The organism is Streptomyces sp. NPDC004658 (genome assembly GCF_040609555.1).
Taxonomy (GTDB): Bacteria; Actinomycetota; Actinomycetes; order Streptomycetales; family Streptomycetaceae; genus Streptomyces.
In genome coordinates, this window is sequence record NZ_JBEXKG010000092.1 from 1 (window position 1) to 24,991 (window position 24,991).

The following is a 24,991-nucleotide window of genomic DNA, read 5'->3' on the forward strand; positions in this document are numbered from 1 at the left end:
CACCGGTGAAGGTCGGCTCCCGCATCCGGCTGGTCGCGAAGCTCGCCTCGGTGGAGGACGTACCGGGCGGGGTGCAGATCGCCGTGGACGGCCCCAGCCACCCGCCGGCTGGGCGGCCGGCACCGCCGTCGAGGAGGTCACCGCCTCGCCGCCGCCCGCCGTCGAGTCCGAGCCGGTCCTGGTCGGGGACGTGACCCCGGCCGGGCACGGCGGGCAGCCCGTCGGAGAGGTCTACGCCCATCCCGGCGCCCCCGGCTGGATCTTCGTCTCCGTGGCCCTCACCCGCCCCGGCACCCGCTACACCGGAACGGTCACCTGTCTCCTGGAACGCGCCGACGGCAGGACCGTCCGCGTCGGCGACTTCCCCGTGCGCGAGGGACGCGGCAGCTGGGGCGTGGCGGCCCGCATCGACCTCGCCCGGTACTCCGCCGCCCGTCTGACGTCGCCCGACGGCACGGTCCTCGCCACCGCTCACCTGCGGAACGGCCAGGTCATCAGCCCCGAGACGTGAACCGCGGCGGCGCCTGGCGCTGCGGCCGCGGCCCCCGGTGCCGTCGCCCGGCCCGTGCCCTGCGGTGGGTTAGCCGGTGGGGGGTGGGTCGGGCAGTGCCGATTCCAGGGTGGTGGCCAGTGCGTCGACGCCGGGTCGCGCCACCGGGTCGGTGCGCAGCGAGGCGTCGACGGCGGCGGCGAGAGGTGCCGGCAGGCGCCGCCGGGACGCGATCGGCGGCGCCCGGCGCTCCGGCCGCGGGCCACCGGCGCCGTCGCCCGGCCCGTGTCCTGTGCCGCACGCGAAGGGCAGGTCGCCGCACGCCGTCTCGTACAGCGTGACGCCGATGCCCCACACGTCGGCGGCGGCCGTGAGCATCCCGCCCCGTGCCTGTTCCGGGGCGAGGTAGCAGCAGGTGCCCAGCCCCGCCGGGGCGGGCCCGGCGGGCCGCGCGACGCTCAGGTCCAGCACCTTCGCGAGACCTCGGTCCACCACCACGTTCGACGGCTTGAGGTCCAGGTGCAGCAGACCCCGGCCGTGCAGGTAGTGGACGGCGGAGCACAACTGCGCCCCGAGGAGCGCCACGTCGGCGGCGGACGGCCGGCGTCGCAGCCGGCGCAGCAGGTGGGACAGCGTCTCACCGGTCAGCGTCTCCAGGACGACGAGCGGCTCCGGCTCGGTGCGCACGTCGTAGGCGCGGACCAGATGGGGATGGGTGAACTCCCGCAGCCACCGCCCCTCGCGCAACAGCCGCTCCACCAGCCGCCGTTCGCCCCGCCGGTCGCCGCGCACCGTCTTGAGCACGCACCGGCAGTGCCGTTCCTCGCTCCAGGCGTCGTACACGTCGAGCCAGCCGGTGCGCGCGAGTCCCGCCAGGACCCGGTAGCCCGGGGCCGGTTCCGCGCCGGGGGCCAGGGGCGGGCCGTCCGTCCCGGCGGGGGCGCTCATGACCGCACCGCCGACGTGTGCAGCCGGTGCAGCCGGGCGTACGCGCCGTCGTGTCCGAGCAGGTCGCCGTGGGTGCCCTGCTCGATGACCCGGCCGCGGTCGAGCACCAGGATGCGCGTGGCGTCGCGGACGGTCAGCAGGTTGTGGGAGATGACGACGGTCGTGCGCCCGGCCATGAGCCGGCGCAGCGGGTCCATGATCCGCCGGCCGGACCGGACGTCGAGCCCGGCCGTCGGTTCGTCCAGCAGCAGTACGGGCGCGTCCCGGATCATCGCGCGGGCGATCGCCAGGCGCTGGCACTGTCCGCCGGACAGGGTCCGGCCGCGCTGGCCGACCAGGGTGTCGTAGCCCTCCGGGAGCAGCTCGATGAACTGGTGCGCGTCCGCCGCCCGCGCCGCCGCGACGATGTCCGCGTCCGTGGCCCCCGGCCGCCCGTAGGCGATGTTGTCCCGGACGGTGCCGTGGAAGACGAGCGTCTCCTGGAGCACCACCGCGACGCTCTCCCGCACGTCGGACAGGCCGAGCCGGCGCAGATCGGTCCCGTCGAGGCGGACCGCGCCCCGGTCGGGGTCGTAGAAGCGCAGCTGGAGCTTGGCGATCGTCGACTTGCCCGCCCCGCTGGCCCCGACCAGCGCCAGCGTCTCCCCGGGCGCCACGTGGAAGGACACGTCCGACAGCGCCCAGGAGGAGCCGCCCGGATAGCGGAACCACACGCCGTCGAACTCCACCTCCCCCCGGGCGCGGCCGGTCCGCAGGGCGTCCGGGGCCTCGGTCACCTGGGGCCGCTGGTCGAGCAGCTCGATGATCCGTTCCGCCGAGGCGGAGGCCGCGTAGAACGTGGTGCCGAGGTGGGACAGTCCGCGGACAGGGCCGTACAGCTTGCCGATCAGTGCGAGGAAGACCAGCAGTCCGCCGAGCGTGAGCTGCCCCTGGGCCAGCTTCCAGGTACCGAGGCCCATCACCGCGAGGCCGCCGGCCACCTCGATGACCTCGACGACGGGTCCGTACACGGCTCGGATCCGCGCCGAGGCCATCGCCGCCCGGAACCGGCCCAGGTTCTCCCGCTGGAACCGGTGCTCCTCCCAGCCCTGCCGGTTGTACGCCTGCACCAGGACCACATTGCCCAGCGACTCCTCGGCGATCGCGCTGAGCGAGCCGCTGCGGCGCCTGCGCTCCCGCGACGCCTCTTTGAGCAGCCGGGAGAAGTGCCGGGCGGCACCCCAGAACAGGGGCACGATGACCAGGGCGAGCGCGGTCAGGTCCCAGCGCAGGTAGAACAGCAGCCCGAGGAAGACGGCGAGGCGTACGGCGTAGTAGAGGGCGTCCGCCACGCCCGAGAGCAGGAACGTCTCCACCGCGTCGACGTCGCCGGTGACCCGGGACAGCACGTCCCCGAGTCTGCGGCGCTCGAAGAAGCCGAGGGACAGCCCCTGGACGTGCCGGAACACGTCCGAGCGCAGGGCCAGCAGGAAACGCTCGCCGACCCAGGTGGACGTCACGTCGTCGGCGAAGCCCAGGACGCCGGAGCAGAGGACCAGGCCCAGGTAGGCCGGCGCGATCCACAGGAAGGGGTGCAGGTCGCGGGGGACCAGCACGTCGTCCACCAGGATCTTGAAGAGCCACAGTTCGGCGGCGTCGACGGCGGGACCGGTCAGGCTGAACAGGACGACGGGCACGAGCCAGCGCCGGCCACCGCGGGTGTACGGCCAGAACCGCCGGAACACCTCGCGCGGGGGCACCGGGGGCGCGGCCGGGACCACGGCATCGGAGGTTTCGCCCGTCGAGAGCAGACGCCGCAGGACATGCGCCATGGCACGGGTTCCTCGTCGCGTTCCTCGGGCACCGGCCGAGCGGACCGGGCCCTCACGCCTGCGGTCCGCTCAGCTGCGTACGCGACCAGTACGCGATCAGTACGTGCCGTGGTCGTGGCGGTCGCCGTGGTCATTGCGGTGGCCGTGGCCGTGGCCGTGGCCGTGACCGTGGCCGGTGCCGCGGTCGCCGTGACGGTGCCCGTGCCCCGAGCTGTCGTGGCGGGACGTGTCGTTGTCGCGGTCCCGCATCGCGGGCAGCAGGCTGCTGAAGATGGCCATGTCGTTACCTCCTGGAACGTGCCTCACAGGGGATACGTCCCAGGACGGGAATCGGATGGCGTCGCGGGGGGAGGAAATTCCGGACGGTGAACGGGATCCGGGGGTGCCGGAGCCGGTCTCAGCCCAGCCGTGCCGCCAGGCCCCCGGTGCACCGCACCTCGTCGCCCGCGGTGATCAGCAGCGCCTCCACGTCCGGCAGCGACTCCAGCCACGCCAGCCCCGCCCGCGACCCCATCGCGAACGCGGCCGTGGCCCAGCAGTCGGCGAACGTCAGACGCGGCCCCACCACCGTGACCGCCACCAGGTCCGTCACCGCGGACCGACCGGTGCGCGGATCCACGATGTGCGCCCCCCGCTCCGCCGTACCCGAGGTGGCCACGGCCAGCTCCTCGGTGCCCGCCGCCGAGACCACCGCCGCCAGCCCGCCGGGCCGGAGCGGATCGGCCACCCCCACGCGCCAGGAGCGGTGCGGTTCCGGCGCGCCCAGCAGCTGCACGTCCCCGCCCCCGTTGACGCTCACCCCGCACACCCCGGCCACCGCCGCCAGCACCCGTGCCGCACGCTCGGCCGCCCAGCCCTTGACGATGCCGGTGGGGTCCAGCGAGCCCCGGTAGCGCGTGCTGAACCAGCCGTCGCTCACCCGCTCCGCCTCGGCCGCCAGGTCCAGCACCTCGGCCACCTCGGGAGCACACCGCGCGAGGTCCAGCTCACCCCGGGCCAGCCGCGACACCTCGCTGTCCTCGCGGTACGTGCTGAAGACGGCGTCCGCCCGGTGCAGCCCGGCGACGGCCTCGGCGAGCGCCGCCCGCACCGCGTCCGGATCCCCGCCGCGGACGTCGAAGGAGAAGACCGTCCCCATGACCTCCTCCGCGTGACGCACCGCGGCGGGTGCCTTCGCCGGCTCGGCCACCGTGTCAGCCACCGGCCTGGTCCAGGGCCGACTGGAGGGATTGCCTGTAGCCGGTGCTGGTGTAGGTGGCCCCCGAGACGGCGTCGATGTCCGCCGTCCCCGCCGCCACCGCTTCCTGGTTGAGCTTCGGCACGGCGAGCCGGGTCTTCTGGTCGCTGAGGCCGCCCTTGGGCGCCTGGACCGCCTCCGCCTTGGTGACCTTGCCGTCGGTGACCGTGATCCGCACCTGGACCGGCCCGTACGGGGTCTGTGCGGCCTTCCCGGTGACGGTCCGCGCCTGCGCCGTGCCGGAGGAACCCGAGGAACCCGGCGACGCCGGTTCCACCTTGTCCAGCGCGGACTGCAGCGACTTCTTGTAGCCCTCGCTGGTGTACGTCGCCCCGGAGACGGCGTCGATGTCGGCGTTCTGGGCCGCCACGGCTTCCTGGTTGAGCTTCGGCACGGCGAGCTGGGTCTTCTGGTCGCTGAGGCCGCCCTTGGGCGCCTGGACCGCCTCCGCCTTGGTGATCCTGCCGTTGCTGACGGTCAGCCGTACCTGCACGGCCCCGTACTGCGTCTGCGCCGCGTCACCGGTCACCGTGCCGGAGCCGGCCCCGGGGGCGCCCTGCGGCGACTCCTGGCCGGCCGCCGTCGCCTGCGGGGCCGGGGCCGCCGCCGACGCGGCCGCCGGATCCGACGCCGGCTTCAGCGACAGCAGCAGCACGACACCGGACACGGTCGCGGCGGTGGCCAGCACGACCCGCCGCACGGGGTGGCTCTTCCTCATCGCTTCGCAGCTCCGCTCACATCTCGAACGACTCGTGGTGGATCCGGCGGGCGGGCACCCCCGCCTCGCGCAGTGCCTCGTACACCGACTGCGCGAACCCGGGCGGACCGCACATGAACACGTCGTGCCGGTCGATGTCCGGGATCTTCCGCTGGAGGTTCTCCGCGGAGATGTCCGGCCGCTCGCCCTCCGGGCTGTTCACCGCGTACATCAGCCGGGCCCCGCGCTCCTCGGCGATGGCCGCCAGCTCGTCCCACAGCGCCAGGTCCTGGGTGGTGTTCGCCCGGTACAGCAGCGTGATGTCACCGGCGGCGCCGGGCAGCGTCTCGAACAGCGCCCGCATCGGCGTGATGCCCACCCCGCCCGCGACCAGCAGCACCTTGCCCCGGCTGCGGCGCTGCGCGGTGAGCGCGCCGTACGGTCCCTCCGCCCACACCTTCGTCCCGGGCGCCAGCTCGCGCAGCCGGGCACTGTGGTCGCCGATCGCCTTCACCGTGATCCGCAGCATGCCGGGGCGCGGGGCGGCCGAGAGGGAGTACGGGTGCGAGCTGAACCGCATCCCGGGCGCGAGGAACCGCCAGCGGAAGAACTGGCCCGCCTCCGCGCCCATCCGGTGCAGCTTGCGCCCGCCGATCAGCACCGACACGATGCCCGGCGTCTCCTCGATGACCGCTTCCACGTACATGCGGTGCCGGAGGTTCAGCCGGATCGGGGTGAGGATCCGGTACCAGACCACCAGCGCGGTGACCGCGCCGTACAGGCCGTACCAGAAGGTCTTGGCGGTGGGTTCCACCGCGAAGTCGTTGCCGGTGGTGATCTGGTGCCAGAACGTCAGGAACACCGCCGCGTAGGTCAGCAGGTGGACGTGGTACCAGGCGTCGTACGGCAGCCGGCGGCGGACCGGGCCGGCCGAGGTCAGCCCGATGACCACGAAGAGGCCCGTTCCGAGGGCGGCCTTGCCCATGTCCGGCAACTGGTTGATGGAGTCGACGGTCTGCTGGACGATGTCGCCGAGGGACTTGCCGGCCTGGCGCGCGTATCCCCACATGGTGAGGAAGACGTGGGCGACGATCAGGCACAGCGTGTACCGGCCGCTCATCGCGTGCCACCGGGCCACCCGGTCGGAGCCGACCCGCCGTTCCAGCGCCGGGACGCGTGCCATCTGGAGCACGACCAGCGCCATCAGATAGCCGGCCAGCAGGCCGGTGATCCGGCCCGCGCCGAGGATCCGGCCGGTGTCGTCGGCGATGGCGGGGGTGTTGTGCCACCAGAGCCACAGCACGGCCACCGCGCCCGCCCAGACGGCGAGCAGCAGCGGGACGGCCGGGGAGCGGCGCGGGCGGATGCGGCGCATCGTCTGTCGGCGGGCGGCACGTCCGCCTGCGAGCGTGGTGGTCACGGTTCCTCCGTGGGGACTTGACCCTTGGCCCACAGATACGTGCCGCACGGCGGGAGTGTTCAGAGCCCCGCCGAGTCCAGCGCCGACTGGAGTGACTGCCGGTAACCGTCACTGGTGTACGTCGCTCCCGACACCGTGTCGATCTCCGCGCTCTGCGCCGCCAGCGCCTCGCGCCTCAGCTGGGGCAGGGCGTAGCTGTTGATCTCCTGGTCGCGCGGGTTGTCCTGCGGGTAGGCGACGGCCGTGACGTCGGTGAGTCTGCCGTCCTGCACGGTGACGCGTACCTGGACCGGCCCCCAGCGGGTCTGCGCGGTCTCCCCGGTGGCCGTCCTGGTCCCGGAGGCGGAGCCGGGCGCCGAACTGCTCGACGCGGCCGGGGACTTGCTGCTCGCCGTCGCCGGCATGGGTGCCGTGTGAGGCTTCAGCGCCAGCAGCAGCACCATCCCGGAGATGGTCGCGGCACTCGCCAGCACGATCCGGCGAAGAGGACGGTTCTTGTTCAACGCGTGCATGCAGGGCCCTTCTCGGTCTCTCCGCGGGTCTCTGTCCGGCTCACAGCTCGAAGGACTCGTGGTGGATACAGCGGTCCGCCACCCCGGCCGCCCGCAGCGCCCGGTACACGTCCTGGGCGAACCCGTGCGGCCCGCACAGGAAGACGTCGTGGTCGCGGGCGAGGCCCGGGAAGGTGGCGCGCAGCGACTCCGGCGTCAGGGCCGGTCGCTCCCCGCCCGGCCCGTTGAGCGCGTACAGCACCCGCCCGCCGCGCCAGCGGGCGATCGCCTCCAGCTCGCCGCCCAGCGCCAGGTCCTCGGCCGAGCGCGCCCGGTACAGCAGCGTGACCTCGCCGGGCAGCGTCTCGAACAGCGCCCGCAGCGGCGTGACGCCGACGCCGGCCGCGATCAGCAGGGTGTGCCGCCCGGCGGCCCGGTCGGCGGTCAGGGCGCCGTACGGGCCCTCCGCCCACACCCGGGTGCCGGGGCGCAGCAGGGACACGGCCGCACTGTGGTCGCCGAGCGCCTTGACCGTGATGCGCAGCAGGTCCGGGCGCGGCGGCGCCGACAGGGAGTAGGGCGTCGACGTGCGCCGCATGCCCTCGGTGAGGAACCGCCAGCGGAAGAACTCGCCCGGCCGCGCTCCCAGCTCGTCCAGGTTCCGGCCCCGGACGACGACGGAGTACACCCCCGGCGCCTCCTGGTGCACCGAGTCCACCCGCAGGCGGTGGCGCAGGTTGAGCCGTACCGGGGCGAGGATCCGGAACCAGAGCACCAGGGCCGCCACGCTCAGGTACAGCGAGTACCAGGCGGCGGTCGCGGCCGGCTCGCCGTTGAACTCGTTCCCGAGGGCCAGTTGGTGCCCGAACGCGAGGAAGACGGCCGCGTACGTCAGCAGGTGGACGTAGTACCAGAACTCGTGGCTCGTCCGGCGGCGCACGGCCCGCGCCGAGGTGACGCCGACCGCGAGGAGGATCACCGTGCCGGCGGTGGCCTTCAGCATCTCCGGGTAGTCGAGGACGACGGTCACCGCCTCGTGCCAGAGGGAGGCCCGGTCCTGGGCGGCGTACCCCGCCAGGATCAGCACGACGTGCGCGAGCAGCAGGCAGACGGTGTACCGGCCGGCCAGCGCGTGCCAGCGCGCCACCCGGTCCGAGCCGATCCGCCGCTCCAGCAGCGGCATCCGCGCCATCAGGCCGACCAGCACCGCGCAGGCGTACCCGCACAGCAGTCCGGCGATCCGCCCGGCCCCGGTCAGCCACCCCGCCGCCCCGACCACGGACCCGGTGTCCGCCCACCAGAGCGCGAGTACGGCCGCCGCCCCCGCCCACAGCAGGGCCAGCACGGGCCCGGCGGGGGAGCGCCGTGCGGTCACGGGCAGCGGCGGGGCGGGGGCCGCCCGCCGCGCATCCACGGTGGTCATGCGAGGTCGCCGTCCTTTCGTCCGTCGGCCAGGCCACTGTGCGGGGCGAACCTCTGAAACAGCTCTGAGCAAGGCCCCGCCGGGGCGGACTCACAGCGAACTCAGAGGTGCCCGGGGCGCCCGGCGCGCCGCGGACCGGGGATGCTGGAAGGCGCGATGAACACCACCCGCTCCGGCCGCCCCGCACTGACCCGCCCCGACGGCACCCCGCTGCGCGTCCTCGTCGTCGACGACGACCCCGACCTCGCGGAGGTGCTCACCGGAGCCCTGCGCTACGAGCGCTGGGAGGTGCGCGCGGCCGGCGACGGCGCCTCCGCCCTCGCCGCCGCCCGCGAGCTGCTGCCCGACGCCGTCGTCCTGGACGTGATGCTCCCGGACACCGACGGCTTCTCGGTGCTGCGCCGGCTGCACGAGGTGAAGCCCGACGTGTGCGTCCTGTTCCTGACGGCACGGGACGCGGTCGAGGACCGCATCGCCGGGATCACCGCGGGCGGCGACGACTACGTCACCAAGCCCTTCAGCCTGGAGGAGGTCGTCGCCCGGCTGCGCGGCCTGCTGCGCCGCGCCGGCATGGCCCGCACGCAGGACGAGGGCCCGCGGCTGGTCGTCGGGGACCTGGTGATGGACGAGGACGCCCGCGAGGTGACCCGGGCCGGCGAGCTGATCGACCTCTCGCCGACCGAGTTCGAGCTGCTCCGCTTCCTGATGCGCAACCCGCGCCGCGTGCTCAGCAAGGCGCAGATCCTCGACCGGGTCTGGTCCTACGACTTCGGCGGCCGGGCCCATGTCGTCGAGCTGTACATCTCCTACCTGCGCAAGAAGGTCGACGCGGGCCGCGAGCCCATGATCCACACCGTGCGCGGCGCCGGCTACGTCCTGAAGCCGGTGACCAGGTGACCCCGCCGCGTCCCCGTGCCGTGCGTCGCCCTGCTGTGCGTCCCCGCACCCTCCGGGCCCGGCTCACCGTCGGGCTGGTGACGCTGCTGGCGGTGAGCTGCGCGGCCGTCGGCCTGGCCGCCGTCGTGGAGCTGAACGGCTTCCTCACCCGGCGTCTGGACGAGCAGATCGCCCAGGTCGGCACCCGCTTCCCGGAGAGCCTGGAGCACGGCGGCCGGCTGCCCGGCGGCCACGACGACCACGACGGCGACGAACAGGGCGACACCCGCCGCATGGCCACCGGCACCTTCGGCGCCCGCCTGCTGCACGGCACGGTCACCCACAAGGGGCTGATCCGCTCCGGCGACCCCGCGGCCGACCTGGACGTGGACCTGACCGCGCGGGACGCCGCCCGGCTGGCCGGCGTGCCGGCCGACGGCAGACCCCACACCGTCGCCCTGTCCGCCCTGCACGACTACCGGGTCGCCGCCTCACCGGGCCGGGACGGGGACGTGCTGATCGTCGGCCTCCCGCTGGAGCCGGTCCAGGCAGCGGTCCACCGGCTGGAGCTGGTGGCCGGCGCCGTCTTCGGCCTGGCCCTGGTCGTCACCGGCGTGGCCGGAGCCTGCTGGGTCCGCTGGTCCCTGCGGCCGCTCAGCCGGGTCGCCGCCACCGCCACCCGGGTCAGCGAACTCCCGCTGGCCAGCGGCGAGGTCGCGCTGCCGCCACGGGCCCCGGACACCGACCCGCACGGCGAGGTCGGCCAGGTGGCCACGGCCTTCAACCGCATGCTGGGCCACGTGGAGGACGCGCTCACCAAGCGGCACGCCGTGGAGGAGCGGCTGCGCCGCTTCGCCGCCGACGCCAGTCACGAGCTGCGCACCCCGGTCGCCTCGGTCCGCGGCCACGCCGAACTGGCCCTCCTGCATCCCGGCCCGGTACCTCCGGAGGTGACCCGGGCCCTGCGCCGCATCACGGCCGAGTCCGCGCGCATGGGCGAGATGGTCGACGACCTGCTCCTGCTCGCGCGCCTGGACGCGGGCCGCCCGCTGGAACGCCACCCGGTGGACCTGACCCGCCTGGTCCTGGACGCGGTGACGGACGCCCGCGCCGCGGGCCCCGCCCACCGCTGGACCCTGGACCTGCCGGAGGAACCGGTCACGGTGCCGGGCGACACCCACCGCCTCCACCAGGCGCTGGCCAACCTCCTGGCCAACGCGCGGCTGCACACACCGGCCGGCACCGAGGTGACGATCACCCTGGAGGCGGACGCCGCACGGGCCACCCTCTCCGTCCACGACGACGGCCCCGGCGTCCCGGAGGACGTCCGGCCCAGCGTCTTCGAACGCTTCACGCGGGCGGAACACCGCCGCAGAGCCGATGCCCCCGGCGGGGGAGCGGGCCTCGGCCTGTCGATCGTGGCGGCGGTGGCGGAGGCACACGGGGGAAGCGTGGAGCTGGAGAGCCGGCCGGGCGCGACGACGTTCACGGTGTGCTTGCCCGCCGTGCCCTGACGGGCCCCGTCACCACGCTCTTCAGTAACGGCTCACCGCCGTCGCCCCCTTCTCGGTGCCGATCGCGATGTGCGGCTCGGCCGACGGGTCGGTCCAGGCGAGGATGCGGCGCATGGCGTCCTCAGGCACCGACACGCAGCCGGCCGTCGCCGCGCGGCCGTTGACGTGCAGGAAGATCCCGGCTCCGCGTCCGCGTACGGGCCGGTCGTAGTTGAAGGCGATGACGAGGCCGTACGCGTACTGGGTGCCGTAGTCGATCAGGTGCTCGGACTCTGCGGCGCGGCAGTCGGCGGGCAGCGGGTCGACCCAGCGGTTGTAGGAGCGGGAGTCGTTGTCCTGGCACCACCAGGAACTCTCCCGCACCGGTCGGTACGCGACCTGGGTGCCGGCCGGCGCGGCCTTGATCCCGAAGCCGAAGGGGAGGCCGTACAGCCCGGTCGGTGTCGTGTTCGTGCCCTGCACGCGGGCGCTGCCGTCCACCAGCCCGCCCGCCCCGAACCGGGCCGGTGCCCAGCCGGCCCGGACCCACTCGCCGTCCCGCAGGTCCCACCAGCTGACCGTGCCCGCCGTGGCCCCGGTGTCCGGGGCCTGGGCGACGATCAGCTGGCTGCCCCCGCCCGTGTCCGCCATCCCCGCGGGCAACGGCACCGGGCCGCGGCCGGGCGCGGCGCCGAGCAGGGCGAGGGCGGAGGCGGAGACGAGGGCGAGGACCACACCGGGGCGCATGACTCAGACGGTAGAGGGCGGCAGCGGCAACGGCAGCCCGGGTAGGCCGTCCAGGCTGGTGGCGATGTGCTCCTTCTTCTCGAAGTACGCGCTCAGCGAGACGTCGTCCTCGCGGGCGAAGCGCCTGCCGTGCAGGTCGCGGTCCTCCTCGTACGCCATGTGGGGGACGGCGTACCCGCAGCTGTCCCGGACCAGTTCGGCGCGTACGACGATGACCGCGCGCAGGCCGTGGAGGCTCGGATCGATGTCCGGGAAGTGGGTGAGCAGTTCGGGGAAGCGGGGGTCGTCCCGGAAGACGGGCTCGCCCCGGCCGTGCACGCGCACGATGTTCGGCGGGCCCTGGAAGGCGCACCACATCAGTGTGATCCGCCCGTTCTCCCTGAGGTGCGCGATGGTCTCGGCGGTGGACCCGGCGAAGTCCAGGTAGGCCACGGTGAGGTCGTCGAGCACGGCGAAGGAGCCCTTGAGGCCCTTGGGGGAGAGGTTGACCGTGCCGTCGCCGGAGAGCGGGGCGGTCGCGGTGAAGAAGAGGGGCTGCTCCTCGATGAACGTGCGCAGCCTGCCGTCTATGCGCTCATAGGTCTTTCCCATGTCTGTCGAGTATCGGCGCAACTCCTTCGGCTGTCTAAGTAATTGCCGGATTGCCCCACGGCCGGGTCTCCGGATCGCCGGCTCGGGCCGGGCGGGTACGCCGTGGCCGCCCCGGCCGGCGCTTCCCACGGGGCGGCCACGGCTGCCTGTCACCTCACTTGGTGAGAGTGCAGGCGGCCAGTGAGCCGAGTCCCGTCGGCTTGGCGGAGGTGCGGCCGATGGCGATGGCGATGCGGTCGATGGTCGAGGCGCGCTTGTCCTTCAGGGGGCCCAGGATCGCGTTGTCGACGAAGTTGGGGCCGCCCTGGCCGACGGTGTCGGCCAGCCGGGTGTCGGCCTCCTTGATCTGGGTCTGGAGGAGGGCCAGATTGCGGTCGACCTCGGCCTTCGCGGACGCGGGGACCGCGGGCAGCTTCGAGGCGACGTCCGGGCAGGTGATCGTCCCGGGGCTCGCCAGGGTGCGGGCGTCGGTCGCTCCGTCGTTCTTGGCGGGGGTGCCGGCGAGGGCGGAACCGGCGATCACCGCGCCGGACAGCACCACGGCGGCGGCGCCGCCGATGACCGCAACGCGACGCTTGTTGTACTTCGGAAGAGCCCTGGACATGCGAATGCCTCATTCGGGTCGGGGAGTGTCGTCGTCGGACGAACGCGGCGCCTGCGTTCGGCGAGAGGTACGAGAAAGCGGTTGCGCGTGTTCAACCGGCGGGGAGATTGACGAATCATGCAGAGTTCTGCATACTCATGCATGTCAGCGAATGCACTGTGAGGAGAAACCCGTGACCGAGCGCGTCGTACTCGCCTACTCAGGCGGTCTGGACACCTCCGTCGCCATCGGCTGGATCGCCGAGGAGACGGGCGCCGAGGTCATCGCCGTTGCGGTCGACGTCGGCCAGGGCGGCGAGGACCTGGACGTCATCCGCAAGCGCGCCCTCGCGTGCGGCGCCGTCGAGGCCGAGGTCGCGGACGCCAAGGACGAGTTCGCCGAGGAGTACTGCCTCCCGGCGATCAAGGCCAACGCCCTCTACATGGACCGCTACCCGCTGGTCTCCGCGCTGTCCCGGCCGACGATCGTCAAGCACCTCGTCGCCGCCGCCGAGAAGCACGGCGCCACCACCGTCGCCCACGGCTGCACCGGCAAGGGCAACGACCAGGTCCGCTTCGAGGCCGGCATCGTCGCCCTCGCCCCCGACCTCAAGTGCATCGCCCCGGTCCGCGACTACGCCATGACCCGGGACAAGGCGATCGCCTTCTGCGAGGCGAAGCAGCTCCCGATCGCCACCACCAAGAAGTCCCCGTACTCCATCGACCAGAACGTCTTCGGGCGCGCCGTCGAGACGGGCTTCCTGGAGGACATCTGGAACGCCCCGATCGAGGACATCTACGAGTACACCTCCAACCCGGCCACCCCGCGCGAGGCCGACGAGGTGATCATCTCCTTCAAGGAGGGCGTCCCGGTCGCCATCGACGGCAAGCCCGTCACCGTCCTGCAGGCCATCCAGCAGCTCAACGAGCGCGCCGGTGCCCAGGGCATCGGCCGGATCGACATGGTCGAGGACCGCCTCGTCGGCATCAAGTCCCGCGAGGTGTACGAGGCTCCGGGCGCGATCGCCCTGATCACCGCCCACCAGGAGCTGGAGAACGTCACCGTCGAGCGCGAACTGGCCCGCTACAAGCGGCAGGTCGAGCAGCGCTGGGGCGAACTGGTCTACGACGGCCAGTGGTTCTCCCCGCTCAAGCGCGCCCTGGACGGCTTCATCAACGAGGCCAACCAGCACGTCACCGGCGACATCCGGATGACCCTGCACGGCGGCCGGGCCGTCGTCACCGGCCGGCGCTCGACGGAGTCCCTGTACGACTTCAACCTGGCCACCTACGACACGGGCGACACGTTCGACCAGTCGGCGGCCAAGGGCTTCATCGACATCTACAGCCTGTCGTCGAAGATCGCGGCCAAGCGGGACCTGGTCTGACCGCGAGCGGTCACACGCACGGGTCCACCTCACACGCATCAGCCTGACAGCCGCCTCCTCGCCTGGAAAGGTGGGGAGGCGGTGGCACACCTAGAGCTTCGAGGAGCAACGCAAGTGAGCAGCAACAGCGGTGACGTACGGCTCTGGGGCGGCCGTTTCGCCGACGGCCCCGCCGAGGCCCTGGCGAAGCTGTCCGCGTCCGTCCACTTCGACTGGCGGCTCGCCCCCTACGACATCGCCGGCTCGCGTGCCCACGCGCGCGTGCTCCACACGGCGGGGCTCCTCACCCAGGACGAGCTCCAGCGCATGCTCGCCGGACTCGACCAGCTGGAGGCCGACGTGGCCGCCGGCACCTTCACGGGCACGATCGCCGACGAGGACGTGCACACCGCCCTGGAGCGCGGCCTGCTGGAGCGCCTCGGCCCCGACCTCGGCGGCAAGCTGCGCGCCGGCCGGTCCCGCAACGACCAGGTCGCCACCCTCTTCCGGATGTACCTGCGCGACCACGCCCGGATCATCGGCGGCCTGATCGCCGACCTCCAGGACGCCCTGATCGGCCTCGCCGAGGCCCACCCCGACGTGGCGATGCCCGGCCGCACCCACCTCCAGCACGCCCAGCCGGTGCTCTTCGCCCACCACGTCCTGGCCCACGTCCAGTCCCTGTCGCGGGACGCCGAGCGACTGCGCCAGTGGGACGAGCGGACGGCCGTGTCGCCGTACGGCTCCGGTGCCCTCGCCGGATCCTCCCTCGGCCTGGACCCGGAGGCGGTCGCGCGCGACCTCGGCTTCGAGCACGGCAGCGCCGCCAACTCCATCGACGGCACGGCCTCCCGGGACTTCGTCGCGGAGTTCGCCTTCATCACCGCGATGATCGGCGTGAACCTCTCCCGGATCGCCGAGGAGATCATCATCTGGAACACGAAGGAGTTCTCCTTCGTCACGCTGCACGACGCCTTCTCCACGGGCTCGTCGATCATGCCGCAGAAGAAGAACCCGGACATCGCCGAGCTGGCCCGGGGCAAGTCCGGCCGCCTGATCGGCAACCTCACCGGCCTCCTGGCCACCCTCAAGGCCCTGCCCCTCGCGTACAACCGCGACCTCCAGGAGGACAAGGAGCCGGTCTTCGACTCCTGCGACCAGCTGGAGGTGCTGCTCCCGGCCTTCACCGGCATGGTCGCCACGCTCACCGTCCACCGCGAGCGCATGGAGGAACTGGCCCCGGCCGGCTTCTCCCTCGCCACCGACATCGCCGAGTGGCTGGTCAAGCAGGGCGTGCCGTTCCGCGTGGCGCACGAGGTCGCGGGGGAGTGCGTCAAGGCCGCCGAGGCCGAGGGCAAGGAGCTGGGCGACCTCACCGACGAGCAGTTCGCGAAGATCTCCGCGCACCTCACCCCGGAGGTCCGCTCCGTCCTCGACGTCCCCGGCGCCCTCGCCTCCCGCAACGGCCGTGGCGGTACGGCACCGAGCGCGGTGGCCGTCCAGCTGGCGGAGGTCAAGGCGGACGTGGCGCGCCAGCACCAGTGGGCGGAGGCGAAGAAGAAGAGCTGAGGGGGAGCGCCCCGCACCTCTGCCGCGATCACCAGGGCATCGCGGGTTACGTTGGTCGCGAGCCCCACCGGAGCCGACCGAACGGAGCCCGCGATGCCCTTCGCGCGACTGGCCGCAGCGACGACCCCCACCTGCCACATCGGACTCGGTCTGGCCGCAGTGGGCCGGCCCGGTTACATCAACCTCGGCCGCGACGCGGACCTCGGCGAGAACCGCAGCGTCGAAGCACTGCGCGCCCGGACCCACGAACTCCTCGACGCCGCCTACGCCCAGGGCGTCCGCTACGTCGACGCCGCCCGCTCCTACGGCCGTTCCGAGGAGTTCCTCGCCGACTGGCTGAACGCCCACCCCGAGATCGACGACGTGGTCGTCGGCAGCAAGTGGGGCTACACCTACACGGCCGGCTGGTCCACCGACGCCGAGCGGCACGAGGTCAAGGACCACGGCCTCGCCACCTACGAACGGCAGCGCGCCGAGACCGACGCCCTGCTCGGCGACCGGCTCGACCTCTACCAGATCCACTCGGTGACCCCGGACAGCCCGGCCCTGACCGACAAGGACCTGCACGCCCGGCTGGCGGAAGCCGCCGCCCAGGGCCTCACCGTCGGCTTCTCCACCAGCGGTCCCGCACAGGCCGACGCCATCCGCGCCGCCCTCGCGGTCACGGTCGACGGCGAGCCCCTCTTCCGTACCGTGCAGTCGACGTACAACGCCCTGGAGACGTCGGCCGGGCCCGCCCTCGCCGAGGCGCACGACGCCGGGCTCACCGTGATCGTCAAGGAGGGCATGGCGAACGGCCGGCTGGCCGAGCCGCACGCCCCGGACGCGCTGAAGGCCGTGGCCGCCGCGACCGGAATGGGCTGTGACGCGGTCGCCCTCGCCTGGATCCTGCGCCGGCCCTGGGCCGGAGTCGTCCTCTCCGGCGCCGCGACCGTCCCGCAGCTCGTCTCCAACCTGCACGCCCCGGCCGTCGACCTCGACGAGGACCAGCTGACCCGCCTCGACGCGCTGGCGGAGGACCCGCGCGCCTACTGGGAGCGGCGCGGACAGCTGCCCTGGCACTGACGAGCACCCGCCCCGACCGGTGCCCATGAGGCAGCCATGCCCATGGTGAGACATCAGTGTCTCAAGTGGGCTATCCTTGTCTCATGGCCCTGGACCGTGACCACGTGCTGCGCAGCGCAGCCGCCCTGCTGACCCGCAAATCGACCGCGACCATGGACGAGGTCGCCAAGGCCGCCGGGATCAGCCGGGCCACCCTGCACCGCCACTTCGCCGGCCGGGACGCACTCGTACGGGCGCTGGAGCAGCTCGGCATCGCGGAGTGCGAGGCGGCGCTGGACCGGGCCCGGCCGGAGGAGGGGTCCGCCGCCGAGGCCGTCCGCAGGCTCGTCCGCGAGATCCAGCCGGCCGCCGGACTGCTCGCGTTCCTCTACGGCGAGAACCAGCTGTGGGAGGGCGACCGGCAGAACGAGGGCTGGCAGCGCCTCGACGCCCGGATCGGCGCCCTGTTCCAGCGCGGACAGCGCGACGGCGTCTTCCGTATCGACCTCAGCCCGGTCTGGCTCACCGAGGCGCTGTACGGACTGATCGCCTCCTGCGCCTGGGCCACCCTGGACGGCCGCGTGGCCTCCCGGGACTTCCCGACCATGATCGCCGAGCTGCTGCTCGGCGGCGCTCTGCGAAGAGAGGAACCATGACCAGCACCCTGCAGCCGGCGCACGGGACCGAGGCGGTGAAGCGCCCGGGCCGCTGGCTCGCGCTCTGCGTCCTCGTCCTGGCCGTGCTGCTGGTGGCCGTCGACGCCACCGTCCTCGGTCTGGCGACCCCCTACATCACCGAAGACCTGAACCCCTCCGGCACCCAGCTGCTGTGGATCGGCGACGTCTACTCCTTCGTCATCGCCGGCCTGCTGGTCTCCATGGGCAGCCTCGGCGACCGCATCGGCCGCAAGCGGATCCTGCTGGGCGGGGCCACGGCGTTCGGCGCGCTGTCCGTGCTGTGCGCCTACGCGACGACACCCGGGCTGATGATCCTGGCCCGGGCGCTGCTGGGCGTCGCGGGCGCGACCCTGATGCCCGCCACCCTGGCCCTGATCCGCAACATCTTCCACGACCCGCGCGAGCGCAGCCTCGCCGTCGGCATCTGGGGCGCCACCGCCTCCGCCGGCACGGCCGTCGGCCCGATCGCCGGCGGATTCCTCCTCGAACACTTCTGGTGGGGCTCGGTCTTCCTGATCAACCTGCCGGTGATGGCGGTCCTGGTCCTGGTCGGCGTCCGCACCCTGCCCGAGTCCCGCAACCCGCACCCGGGCCCCTGGGACCTGAGCAGCGTCCTGCTCTCGCTGGTCGGCATGATCTCGCTGGTCTACGCGGTCAAGGAGGCCGCCACCCACGGCCTCACCCCGACGACCCTCGGCACCGGTGTGCTGGGCGCGGCGGCCCTGTACGGCTTCGTCCACCGCCAGCTGACCATGCCGGTCCCCCTGCTGGACATGCGGCTGTTCAGGCGCCGCGGCTTCAGCGGAGCGGTCCTCGCCGACCTGCTGACCGTCCTCGGCATGTCGGGCCTGGTGTTCTTCCTCTCCCAGTACCTGCAACTCGTCCAGGGACGGCGCCCGTTCGAGGCGGGCCTGGCCGAACTGCCCGCGGCGGTGAGCGCGGTGGCGGCCGGCCTGGTCGCGGGCCGGGCCGCCCGCCGCCTCTCGGTCCGCGCGGTGGTCTCCGGCGGTCTGGCCGCGGTCGGTGCCGCCCTGGCCGCGCTGACGGCGCTCGGCGAGTCCACCGGCTACCCGGTCCTCGGTGCCGCCCTGCTGGTCGTGGGCGTCGGTGCGGGCTTCTCCTTCACGGTGACCGCCGACGTCATCCTCTCCAGCGTCCCCAAGGACCAGGCGGGCGCGGCCTCGGCGGTGTCCGAGACGGCGTACGAACTGGGCGCCGCGCTCGGCATCGCCCTGCTGGGATCCATCGTGACCGGCGTCTACCGCGGCTTCGCGGGGCCGCCCGGCACCCCGGCCGGCGCCCACGAGTCCCTGGGCGCGGCGGTGGAGGCGGCGGCGCACCTGTCCCCGCACCGGGCGGAGGCCCTTCTGGACGCGGCCCGGGACAGCTTCGTCCACGGCCTTCACCTGGCCTCCGGGGCCGGAGCGGCAGTGCTCCTGACGGCGTCGGCGGCGGCATGGTTCCTGCTGAGGGGCCAGACGCTCGAAGACGCCGGGTGATCCGGCCGGGCCTGGCCGCGGGGAGCGGCGCGACGAGCCGCGGCGCCGCCGCGCCCGGAACGCGACCGGACCACCCCGGAACTCAGCGCTTGTAACCCAGCACCGTCATCATGCCGCTCTCCGAGTGGTACTGGTTGTGGCAGTGCAGCATCCACAGGCCCGGGTTGTCGGCGTCGAAGTCGATCACCAGTTTCCGGTGCGGCAGCACCATCGCGGTGTCCTTGCGGGCCCCCACCGAGTCCAGCCCCGTCAGCGAGAACGTGTGTCCGTGCAGGTGCATCGGATGCCACATGTCCGTGGCGTTGATGAGGGTGAGCCGCACCCGCTCACCGGCGCGGACCGGGTGGCGCTGCTGCGGGGAGTACGGCTTGTGGTCGAAACCCCAGTCGAACTTCTGCATGGTGCCGGTGATCCTGATGCGCATCTCCCGGTCGGGGTCCCGGTGGGCGAGGGCCACGGAGTCGTCGGGCAGGAGACGGCGCGCGGGGACGGTGTTGCCGTCGAGTTCGTCCGGGTGGACGTCGGCGGGGGGAAGGTCCTTGGTCCCCTTGCCGGTGCGCAGGACGGCGACGGCCCTGCCCTTCTTGCCCTCGGGCAGTGCGACCAGGGGGAAGACCCCGTCCCGGGCGGTGATCAGCACGTCGTACCGCTCCGCCATGCCGATGAGGAGGGCGTCGGTCCTCTTGTGCTTCACGGGGTAGCCGTCGGTGTGGGTGACGGTCATCGTGTGGTCGCCCAGCGCGACCCGGAAGGCGGTCTCGGAGCCGGCGTTGATGATGCGCAGCCGTACCCGGTCGCCGGGGCGGCAGCGGAACACCGACGGATCGTGCGGCAGGCGCCCGTTGACCAGGTAGTACGGGTAGGCGACGCTGCCGCCCTCCCCGTGCAGCATGCGGCTGTGGGAGTCGTGCAGCACCCGGTTGGGGCCCGTGGACTTCCCCCCGGACTTCCTGGACCCCGACGGGTGGTCGTCCGGCCGGTGAGCGCTCCGGCCGTCGTGTTCCGGGCCCATGGCCATGCCCCCCATGTCCATGGAGCCGCCGGGCTTGAGCTGGCTCAGGACGCCCTCGGGCGTGGAGCCCTCCACGCCGTCGAGCCAGTCGTCCAGGACGACGAGCCACTCCTTGTCGTAGGAGAGGGGCTCCCTGGGGTCGTCGACGACGAGCGGCGCGTACAGGGCCCGGTCGGGCTGCATCCCCACGTGGGAGTGGAGCAGGTAGGTGCCCGGATGCTTCGCGACGAAGCGGTAGCGGAAGTCGGTCCCGGGGTGGATGGCGCGCTGGGTCAGGTCCGGCACGCCGTCCATGTCGCAGCGCAGCCGCACCCCGTGGGAGTGCAGCGTGGTCGTGGCGGGCAGCCGGTTGGTGAGCGTCAGGTCGAGCACGTCACCGGCCGTGACCCGCACCAGCGGGCCCGGCACCTCCTCGTTGTACGCCCAGGTGCGGACCGACCGTCCGCCCAGGTCCAGCTTGGCCTCGGCGGCGGTGAAGCTGAAGGTGCGTTCGCGGCCGGACCCGCGTTTCCGCTCGGCGGCCAGCACTTCCGGATCCGACGGGTTGACGTACCCCCGGGGTCCGGCCGGGACGAACTTCTCCCCGCCGTTCGAGCGTTGGGGGCCGGAACTGGGCTCGGAACCGGAGCTGGTGCAGGCTGCCAGGAATCCCGCGCCGGCGACGGCGATCGGGGTACGGAGCAGAGTACGCCGAGAAGGTTTGGACATGTCTGAATCAGACATGTTGTGTGGTCATATAGCCGCTTGATACGGCCGAATGCCCGATGTGTCGGCGGCAGATTCCACCGGCAGGCGGACGGCAGTCGGCGCAACACCGGCCCACCGGGGGGTCCGGGGCCTGCCCGACGGGATCCAGGGTGTCCGGCCCGGCACGCACTCTCGCCGCACCGGCCCCCGACCCGAGTACGCCCGGTACGCGGGCCCGGGACCGGCACGGCGAGAGCACGCAACTGACGCCGCGCGGCTGCCCCTCGGGCGACGACGCGCAGGGTCGGACGGGCGGGGCGGGTCCTCGGCCCCGCCGCTCTGATCACCCCGGTGCCGGGGGTCCCCCCGCGCGAGTGCGGCCGGCGCCGTCCTCCGCCTCGCGGCTGCACGCACCAGGCACCGCCCGGCCCGGCTCGACGGCGCCGTTCCTCGTAGCCGGCCTGCTCCGGACGACGGGGTCTAGGCGGCCTTCGCCTTCGTGGCGTACATGTCCACGTACTCCTGCCCGGACAGCCGCATCACCTCGGCCATCACGGAGTCCGTCACCGCCCGCAGCACGTACCGGTCCCGGTCCATGCCGTCGTACCGGGAGAACTCCATCGGCTCGCCGAACCGGACGGTGACCCGGCCGGGCCGCGGGATGCCCCGGCCGCCCGGCTGGAGCTTGTCCGTGCCGATCATGGCGAACGGCACCACCGGGGCGCCGGTCATCAGGGTGAGGCGGGCGATACCGGTGCGGCCCCGGTACAGGCGCCCGTCGGGCGACCGCGTGCCCTCCGGGTAGATCCCGAAGATCTTGCCCTCCTCCAGGATGCGCCGCCCGGTCATCAGCGCGGCCACGCCGCCGCTCGCCCCGTCCCGGTCCACCGGGATCATGCCGACGCCGGTGAAGAACCACGCCATCAGACGGCCCTTCACGCCCTTGCCGGTGACGTACTCGTCCTTGCCGATGAAGAACACCTGCCGCTTGCTGACCAGCGGGAGCACCATCGAGTCGATGAACGTGAGGTGATTACCGGCCAGAATCACCGGACCGTCGCCGGGGATGTTCTCCACGCCCTCCACCTGTGGGCGGAACATCAGGCGCATGATCGGTCCGAGCACTGCCTTGATGAGCGCGAAGCGGGACAACGGGTCCTCCGATGTCAAAGGGGGCGATATGAGTCTGTGCAGGTGAGGACATTACTCGCGGCGCCGGGCCGCGCGCACATCGGGGACGTCCGGTTCACCGAGGTCTTACGAAGTGTTGACGCGGGTTTACCTGCGGTGGCGTGCGCAGGACGGCGCGTAACCGCCTTGCGCCGGTGTGACGGACATCGCGCCGGCCGGGGCCGCCGCCCCCGACGGCCCGTCACCTTCCGCCGTTCGCAGGACATCCGGCAGCGCCCGGGTGTTCGGACCGACGCCTCCCCCTCGTCATGTGCACGCCCCTACGATCGGGCCGCACCGATGGACGCAGGCGGCAGGAGGGCGCTCATGGACAGCGACCAGGCGAACGAGCAGGCGCAGGGAACGGGACGACGGGCGCTGCTGGGCGCCGCGGTGCTCGGCGCGGGCGGAGCGGTCCTCGGACTGTCCGGTACCGCCCGGGCCGCCGAGGACCGGACGGCGGGACACGGAGGCCGCGGGCTGGGGAGCCTGCCGGTGCCGACGATCATCGGCCACCGGGGTGCCAGCGGCTACCGCCCCGAGCACACCTTCGGCTCCTACGAGCTGGCCCTCGACCTGGGCGCCGACGTCGTCGAGGCGGGCGACCTGGTGCCCACCAAGGACGGTCATCTGGTCTGCCGTCACGAGCCGGAGATCGGCGGGACGACGGACGTCGCCTCCCACCCGGAGTTCGCCGGCCGCAGAACCACCAAGGTGCTCGACGGCGTCCCCACCACCGGCTGGTTCACCGAGGACTTCACGCTCGCCGAACTGAAGACCCTGCGCGCCGTCGAGCGCATCCCGGCCAACCGGCCGCACAACACCCTCTACAACGGCCGCTGGGAGATCCCCACCTTCGAAGAGGTCCTGCGGTGGCAGGACGAGCAGACCCGCAAGCGCGGCAGGCAGGTCTGGATCTACCCCGAGACCAAGCACCCCACCTACTTCCGCAAGCTGGGCCTCGGCCTGGAGGAGCGGGTGGCCAAGCTGCTGCGCAAGTACGGCAAGGACGGCCGGAACTCCCCGGTCATCCTCCAGTCCTTCGAGCCCAGCAGCATCCAGCGGCTCAACCGGCTGGTGGACAACCCGCTCGTCGTCCTGCTCTCCTCGGCGGACAGCCGCCCGTACGACTTCGTCGAGGCGAACGACCCGCGTACGGTCGCCGACCTCGTCACGCCCAGGGGACTGCGCGAGATCGCCGGCTACGCCCAGGGCATCGGCCCGACCCTGGACCTGATCATCCCGAAGAAGGCGGACGGCACCCTGGCCGAACCGACCACCCTGGTCTCCGACGCGCACAAGGTCGGCCTGATCCTGCACCCCTACACGATGCGGAACGAGAACCCCTTCCTGCCGGCCGAGTACCGCAAGGGCACCGCGGCCGACGCCTACGGTGATGTCTTCGGCGCCTTCAAGACGTACTTCGCGACCGGGATCGACGGCGTCTTCACCGACAACGCCGACACCGGACTGCTCGCCCGCGCCGACTTCCTGAAGGGCTGACAGCCCTTCTCCGCAACGTCCGGACCCCGGCGTCAACCGCCGCACCGCTCGCACTCCGTTCGGGCTGACTGTGCGCCGCCCCGGCAACCCGCCGCCGGGGCGGCTCGTCGTTCCGCATATGACGCACGACCTGGTGGCCGCCCTCCGTCCCCTGCTCACGGCCGAGGCCTCCGCCGAGGCATATGCCTGGGGAGGCGAGCCGGGCGACCTGGAGCAGGCCGTCTGGCTGCGGCTCCTGGAGCGGCTGGAGAGCGACGGGCCGCCGCCGGACCCGCACGGCTGGCTGCGCAGGGCCGTCCGCGCGGAGGCCCGTCGCACCCGCCGCACCTCCCGCCTTGAACGGCCCTACGGCAGCGACCCGGCCGACGACCTCCGACCCGGGCCGGAGCAGCACGTCCTGACCGCCGCCCGGTACCGCGCCCTGCGGGACGCGGTCCGCCGCCTGCCCGGCCGCTGCCCCCGCCTGATCGAGGCGCTGCTCTCGCCGAAGGACCTCACCTACCGGGAGATCGCGGGGGAGTTGGGTATCTCACAGGGCAGTCTCGGCCCGGAACGTTCCAGATGTCTGGGATGTCTGCGCCGATTGCTCACACCGGAGGTTGCGGCGTGCGAACCGCGGGGATAGGAGTGGGGGACAACAGGTGATCAGGTGAGCGGGAGGCATGCGCACATGGGCATGAGCGTGACCATCTCGGTGGCGACCGAACAGGACGCGGAGCAGATCTTCCGGCTCCAGTACCTGTGCTTCCAGAGCGAGGCGGCGCTGTACGGCAACTACCGCATCGACCCGCTCGTGCAGACCCTGGAATCCGTCCGTCAGGAAGTCGTCTCCGACTGCGTCTTCGTCGCCCGGCTCGGCGACGAGGTGGTCGGCTCGGTGCGCGGCAAGGTCACCGAGGACGGCGCGGCGGCGATCGGCAAGCTCTGCGTCCACCCCCGCCTCCAGGGCCACGGCATCGGCGCGAGGCTGCTGCGCACGGCCGAGGCCGCGCTGGCGGACGAGCGCGGCGCCACGCGGTTCCGCCTCTTCACCGGCCACCGCAGCGAGGGCAACCTCCGCCTGTACCGCCGGTCCGGCTACGAGACGGTCGGCAGGGCCAAGGGCGACGACGGCGTGGAGATGATCATCCTGGAGAAGCAGGCGGGCGCGTACGCGCAGACGGCGTGAGGCGGAGCGCCCGAGAGGGACGCGGGGACCTGCGCGAGGGGCCACGCCACCCGCAGCCGCCCACGCCCCTCACGCACCCCCGCGGACGGGCGCCTTGCGCAGCCAGTACAGGGCGGAAAGGGGCAGGAGCACGGGAATGAAGACGTACCCCATCCCGTACTTCGACCACACCGTCGCGTCCGGGAACGCCGACGGGTCCACCACGGTCCACGTGCCGACGATCAGGACGCCCGCGAGCTCCGCCGCACAGCACACCAGCGCCGCCCGACGCGCCGCCTCCCCACCGCGCACCAGCGTGTACGTGATGAACCCGTACACCACGCCGGCCACGGCGGACAGGGAGTACGCGAGCGGCGCCCGGTCGAACTCCGTGGAGATCTGGTACGCGGACCGCGACACCGCGCCGACCACCATCACGCCGTAGAACCAGACGAGCAGCATGCCCGGCCCGCTGATCAGCCGGGCCGGCTTCTCCTGCGCCGCGGTCAC

General features: G+C 72.9%; 24 protein-coding genes and 2 pseudogenes. 12 read left to right on the forward strand and 14 right to left on the reverse strand.

Annotation, left to right across the window (positions count from 1 at the left end; all coding sequences use genetic code 11):
• Window positions 1-92 (forward strand): annotated as a pseudogene (locus ABZV94_RS26580) (MaoC family dehydratase); the annotation flags it as partial.
• Between the two features lie 98 nt (window positions 93-190).
• Complete coding sequence (locus ABZV94_RS26585) at window positions 191-511, forward strand: hypothetical protein (RefSeq protein ID WP_356344470.1); 321 nt, start codon at window positions 191-193, stop codon at window positions 509-511.
• A 69-nt stretch (window positions 512-580) separates the two neighbouring features.
• On the opposite strand, the gene ABZV94_RS26590 is transcribed toward ABZV94_RS26585, so the two are convergent.
• The 8 genes from ABZV94_RS26590 to ABZV94_RS26625 all read right to left on the reverse strand — a co-directional run bounded on the left by ABZV94_RS26590 (window position 581) and on the right by ABZV94_RS26625 (window position 8,517).
• Window positions 581-1,438, reverse strand: coding sequence for a serine/threonine-protein kinase (locus ABZV94_RS26590; protein WP_356344471.1), 858 nt, complete (start codon window positions 1,436-1,438; stop codon window positions 581-583).
• Window positions 1,435-3,249: an ABC transporter ATP-binding protein gene (locus tag ABZV94_RS26595; RefSeq protein WP_356344472.1), complete on the reverse strand. Its 1,815-nt coding sequence runs from the start codon at window positions 3,247-3,249 to the stop codon at window positions 1,435-1,437. Before ABZV94_RS26595 ends, ABZV94_RS26590 begins: the two co-directional genes overlap by 4 nt.
• A 96-nt stretch (window positions 3,250-3,345) precedes the next feature.
• Window positions 3,346-3,528 (reverse strand): hypothetical protein, encoded by a 183-nt coding sequence (locus ABZV94_RS26600; RefSeq protein ID WP_356344473.1) that lies wholly within the window; start codon window positions 3,526-3,528, stop codon window positions 3,346-3,348.
• A 118-nt stretch (window positions 3,529-3,646) separates the two neighbouring features.
• A complete protein-coding gene (locus tag ABZV94_RS26605; RefSeq protein WP_356344476.1) occupies window positions 3,647-4,450 on the reverse strand; it encodes an FAD:protein FMN transferase in 804 nt (267 codons plus the stop codon).
• A complete protein-coding gene (locus ABZV94_RS26610) occupies window positions 4,443-5,204 on the reverse strand; it encodes an FMN-binding protein (protein ID WP_356344478.1) in 762 nt (253 codons plus the stop codon). The genes ABZV94_RS26605 and ABZV94_RS26610 overlap by 8 nt, the downstream gene beginning before the upstream one ends.
• 16 nt (window positions 5,205-5,220) lie before the next feature.
• Window positions 5,221-6,603 (reverse strand): ferredoxin reductase family protein, encoded by a 1,383-nt coding sequence (locus ABZV94_RS26615; protein ID WP_356344481.1) that lies wholly within the window; start codon window positions 6,601-6,603, stop codon window positions 5,221-5,223.
• A 59-nt stretch (window positions 6,604-6,662) separates the two neighbouring features.
• Window positions 6,663-7,115, reverse strand: coding sequence for an FMN-binding protein (locus ABZV94_RS26620; protein ID WP_356344483.1), 453 nt, complete (start codon window positions 7,113-7,115; stop codon window positions 6,663-6,665).
• 40 nt (window positions 7,116-7,155) lie between these two features.
• Window positions 7,156-8,517 (reverse strand): ferredoxin reductase family protein, encoded by a 1,362-nt coding sequence (locus tag ABZV94_RS26625; RefSeq protein WP_356344485.1) that lies wholly within the window; start codon window positions 8,515-8,517, stop codon window positions 7,156-7,158.
• A gap of 156 nt (window positions 8,518-8,673) precedes the next feature.
• Here ABZV94_RS26625 and ABZV94_RS26630 point away from each other — a divergent pair, with 156 nt between their 5' ends.
• A complete protein-coding gene (locus ABZV94_RS26630; RefSeq protein ID WP_356344487.1) occupies window positions 8,674-9,414 on the forward strand; it encodes a response regulator transcription factor in 741 nt (246 codons plus the stop codon).
• A gap of 35 nt (window positions 9,415-9,449) precedes the next feature.
• The gene (locus ABZV94_RS26635; RefSeq protein ID WP_356344489.1) at window positions 9,450-10,907 is read left to right on the forward strand and encodes a HAMP domain-containing sensor histidine kinase; all 1,458 of its coding nucleotides are present in this window, start codon (window positions 9,450-9,452) and stop codon (window positions 10,905-10,907) included.
• A gap of 21 nt (window positions 10,908-10,928) precedes the next feature.
• On the opposite strand, the gene ABZV94_RS26640 is transcribed toward ABZV94_RS26635, so the two are convergent.
• The 3 genes and pseudogenes from ABZV94_RS26640 to ABZV94_RS26650 form a co-directional block, all read right to left on the reverse strand.
• A complete protein-coding gene (locus ABZV94_RS26640) occupies window positions 10,929-11,633 on the reverse strand; it encodes a L,D-transpeptidase family protein (protein WP_356344492.1) in 705 nt (234 codons plus the stop codon).
• 3 nt (window positions 11,634-11,636) lie between these two features.
• Window positions 11,637-12,224 (reverse strand): pyridoxamine 5'-phosphate oxidase family protein, encoded by a 588-nt coding sequence (locus ABZV94_RS26645; RefSeq protein ID WP_356344494.1) that lies wholly within the window; start codon window positions 12,222-12,224, stop codon window positions 11,637-11,639.
• Between the two features lie 163 nt (window positions 12,225-12,387).
• Window positions 12,388-12,828: pseudogene (locus ABZV94_RS26650) on the reverse strand (hypothetical protein); the annotation flags it as partial.
• A gap of 172 nt (window positions 12,829-13,000) precedes the next feature.
• Between ABZV94_RS26650 and ABZV94_RS26655 the strand changes: the two are divergent.
• The 5 genes from ABZV94_RS26655 (at window position 13,001) to ABZV94_RS26675 (ending at window position 18,962) form a co-directional block, all read left to right on the forward strand.
• The gene (locus ABZV94_RS26655) at window positions 13,001-14,194 is read left to right on the forward strand and encodes an argininosuccinate synthase (RefSeq protein WP_356344496.1); all 1,194 of its coding nucleotides are present in this window, start codon (window positions 13,001-13,003) and stop codon (window positions 14,192-14,194) included.
• A 114-nt stretch (window positions 14,195-14,308) separates the two neighbouring features.
• Window positions 14,309-15,742 carry an argininosuccinate lyase gene (gene argH / locus ABZV94_RS26660; protein ID WP_356344499.1) on the forward strand — a complete coding sequence of 478 codons (1,434 nt, stop codon included), beginning with the start codon at window positions 14,309-14,311 and terminating at the stop codon, window positions 15,740-15,742.
• Between the two features lie 93 nt (window positions 15,743-15,835).
• Window positions 15,836-16,807: an aldo/keto reductase gene (locus ABZV94_RS26665; RefSeq protein WP_356344501.1), complete on the forward strand. Its 972-nt coding sequence runs from the start codon at window positions 15,836-15,838 to the stop codon at window positions 16,805-16,807.
• Between the two features lie 83 nt (window positions 16,808-16,890).
• Window positions 16,891-17,442 (forward strand): helix-turn-helix domain-containing protein, encoded by a 552-nt coding sequence (locus tag ABZV94_RS26670; RefSeq protein ID WP_356344503.1) that lies wholly within the window; start codon window positions 16,891-16,893, stop codon window positions 17,440-17,442.
• On the forward strand, window positions 17,439-18,962 hold the full coding sequence (locus ABZV94_RS26675) for an MFS transporter (RefSeq protein ID WP_356344505.1): 1,524 nt from the start codon (window positions 17,439-17,441) through the stop codon (window positions 18,960-18,962). The genes ABZV94_RS26670 and ABZV94_RS26675 overlap by 4 nt, the downstream gene beginning before the upstream one ends.
• Before the next feature lie 82 nt (window positions 18,963-19,044).
• Here ABZV94_RS26675 and ABZV94_RS26680 read toward each other — a convergent pair whose 3' ends face one another.
• On the reverse strand, window positions 19,045-20,682 hold the full coding sequence (locus tag ABZV94_RS26680) for a multicopper oxidase family protein (protein ID WP_356344508.1): 1,638 nt from the start codon (window positions 20,680-20,682) through the stop codon (window positions 19,045-19,047).
• A 459-nt stretch (window positions 20,683-21,141) separates the two neighbouring features.
• Window positions 21,142-21,762, reverse strand: a complete 621-nt coding sequence (locus tag ABZV94_RS26685) for a lysophospholipid acyltransferase family protein (protein WP_356344510.1) — start codon at window positions 21,760-21,762, stop codon at window positions 21,142-21,144.
• A 396-nt stretch (window positions 21,763-22,158) separates the two neighbouring features.
• Here ABZV94_RS26685 and ABZV94_RS26690 point away from each other — a divergent pair, with 396 nt between their 5' ends.
• The 3 genes from ABZV94_RS26690 (at window position 22,159) to ABZV94_RS26700 (ending at window position 24,502) form a co-directional block, all read left to right on the forward strand.
• Window positions 22,159-23,334: a glycerophosphodiester phosphodiesterase gene (locus ABZV94_RS26690; RefSeq protein ID WP_356344512.1), complete on the forward strand. Its 1,176-nt coding sequence runs from the start codon at window positions 22,159-22,161 to the stop codon at window positions 23,332-23,334.
• 118 nt (window positions 23,335-23,452) lie between these two features.
• Window positions 23,453-23,959, forward strand: a complete 507-nt coding sequence (locus tag ABZV94_RS26695) for a sigma-70 family RNA polymerase sigma factor (RefSeq protein WP_356344514.1) — start codon at window positions 23,453-23,455, stop codon at window positions 23,957-23,959.
• A gap of 45 nt (window positions 23,960-24,004) precedes the next feature.
• Entirely contained in the window at window positions 24,005-24,502 is a 498-nt protein-coding gene (locus ABZV94_RS26700) for a GNAT family N-acetyltransferase (RefSeq protein ID WP_356344535.1), read from the forward strand.
• A gap of 69 nt (window positions 24,503-24,571) precedes the next feature.
• Here the strand turns inward: ABZV94_RS26700 and ABZV94_RS26705 are convergent, their stop codons facing one another.
• Window positions 24,572-24,991 carry a hypothetical protein gene (locus ABZV94_RS26705; protein ID WP_356344517.1) on the reverse strand — a complete coding sequence of 140 codons (420 nt, stop codon included), beginning with the start codon at window positions 24,989-24,991 and terminating at the stop codon, window positions 24,572-24,574.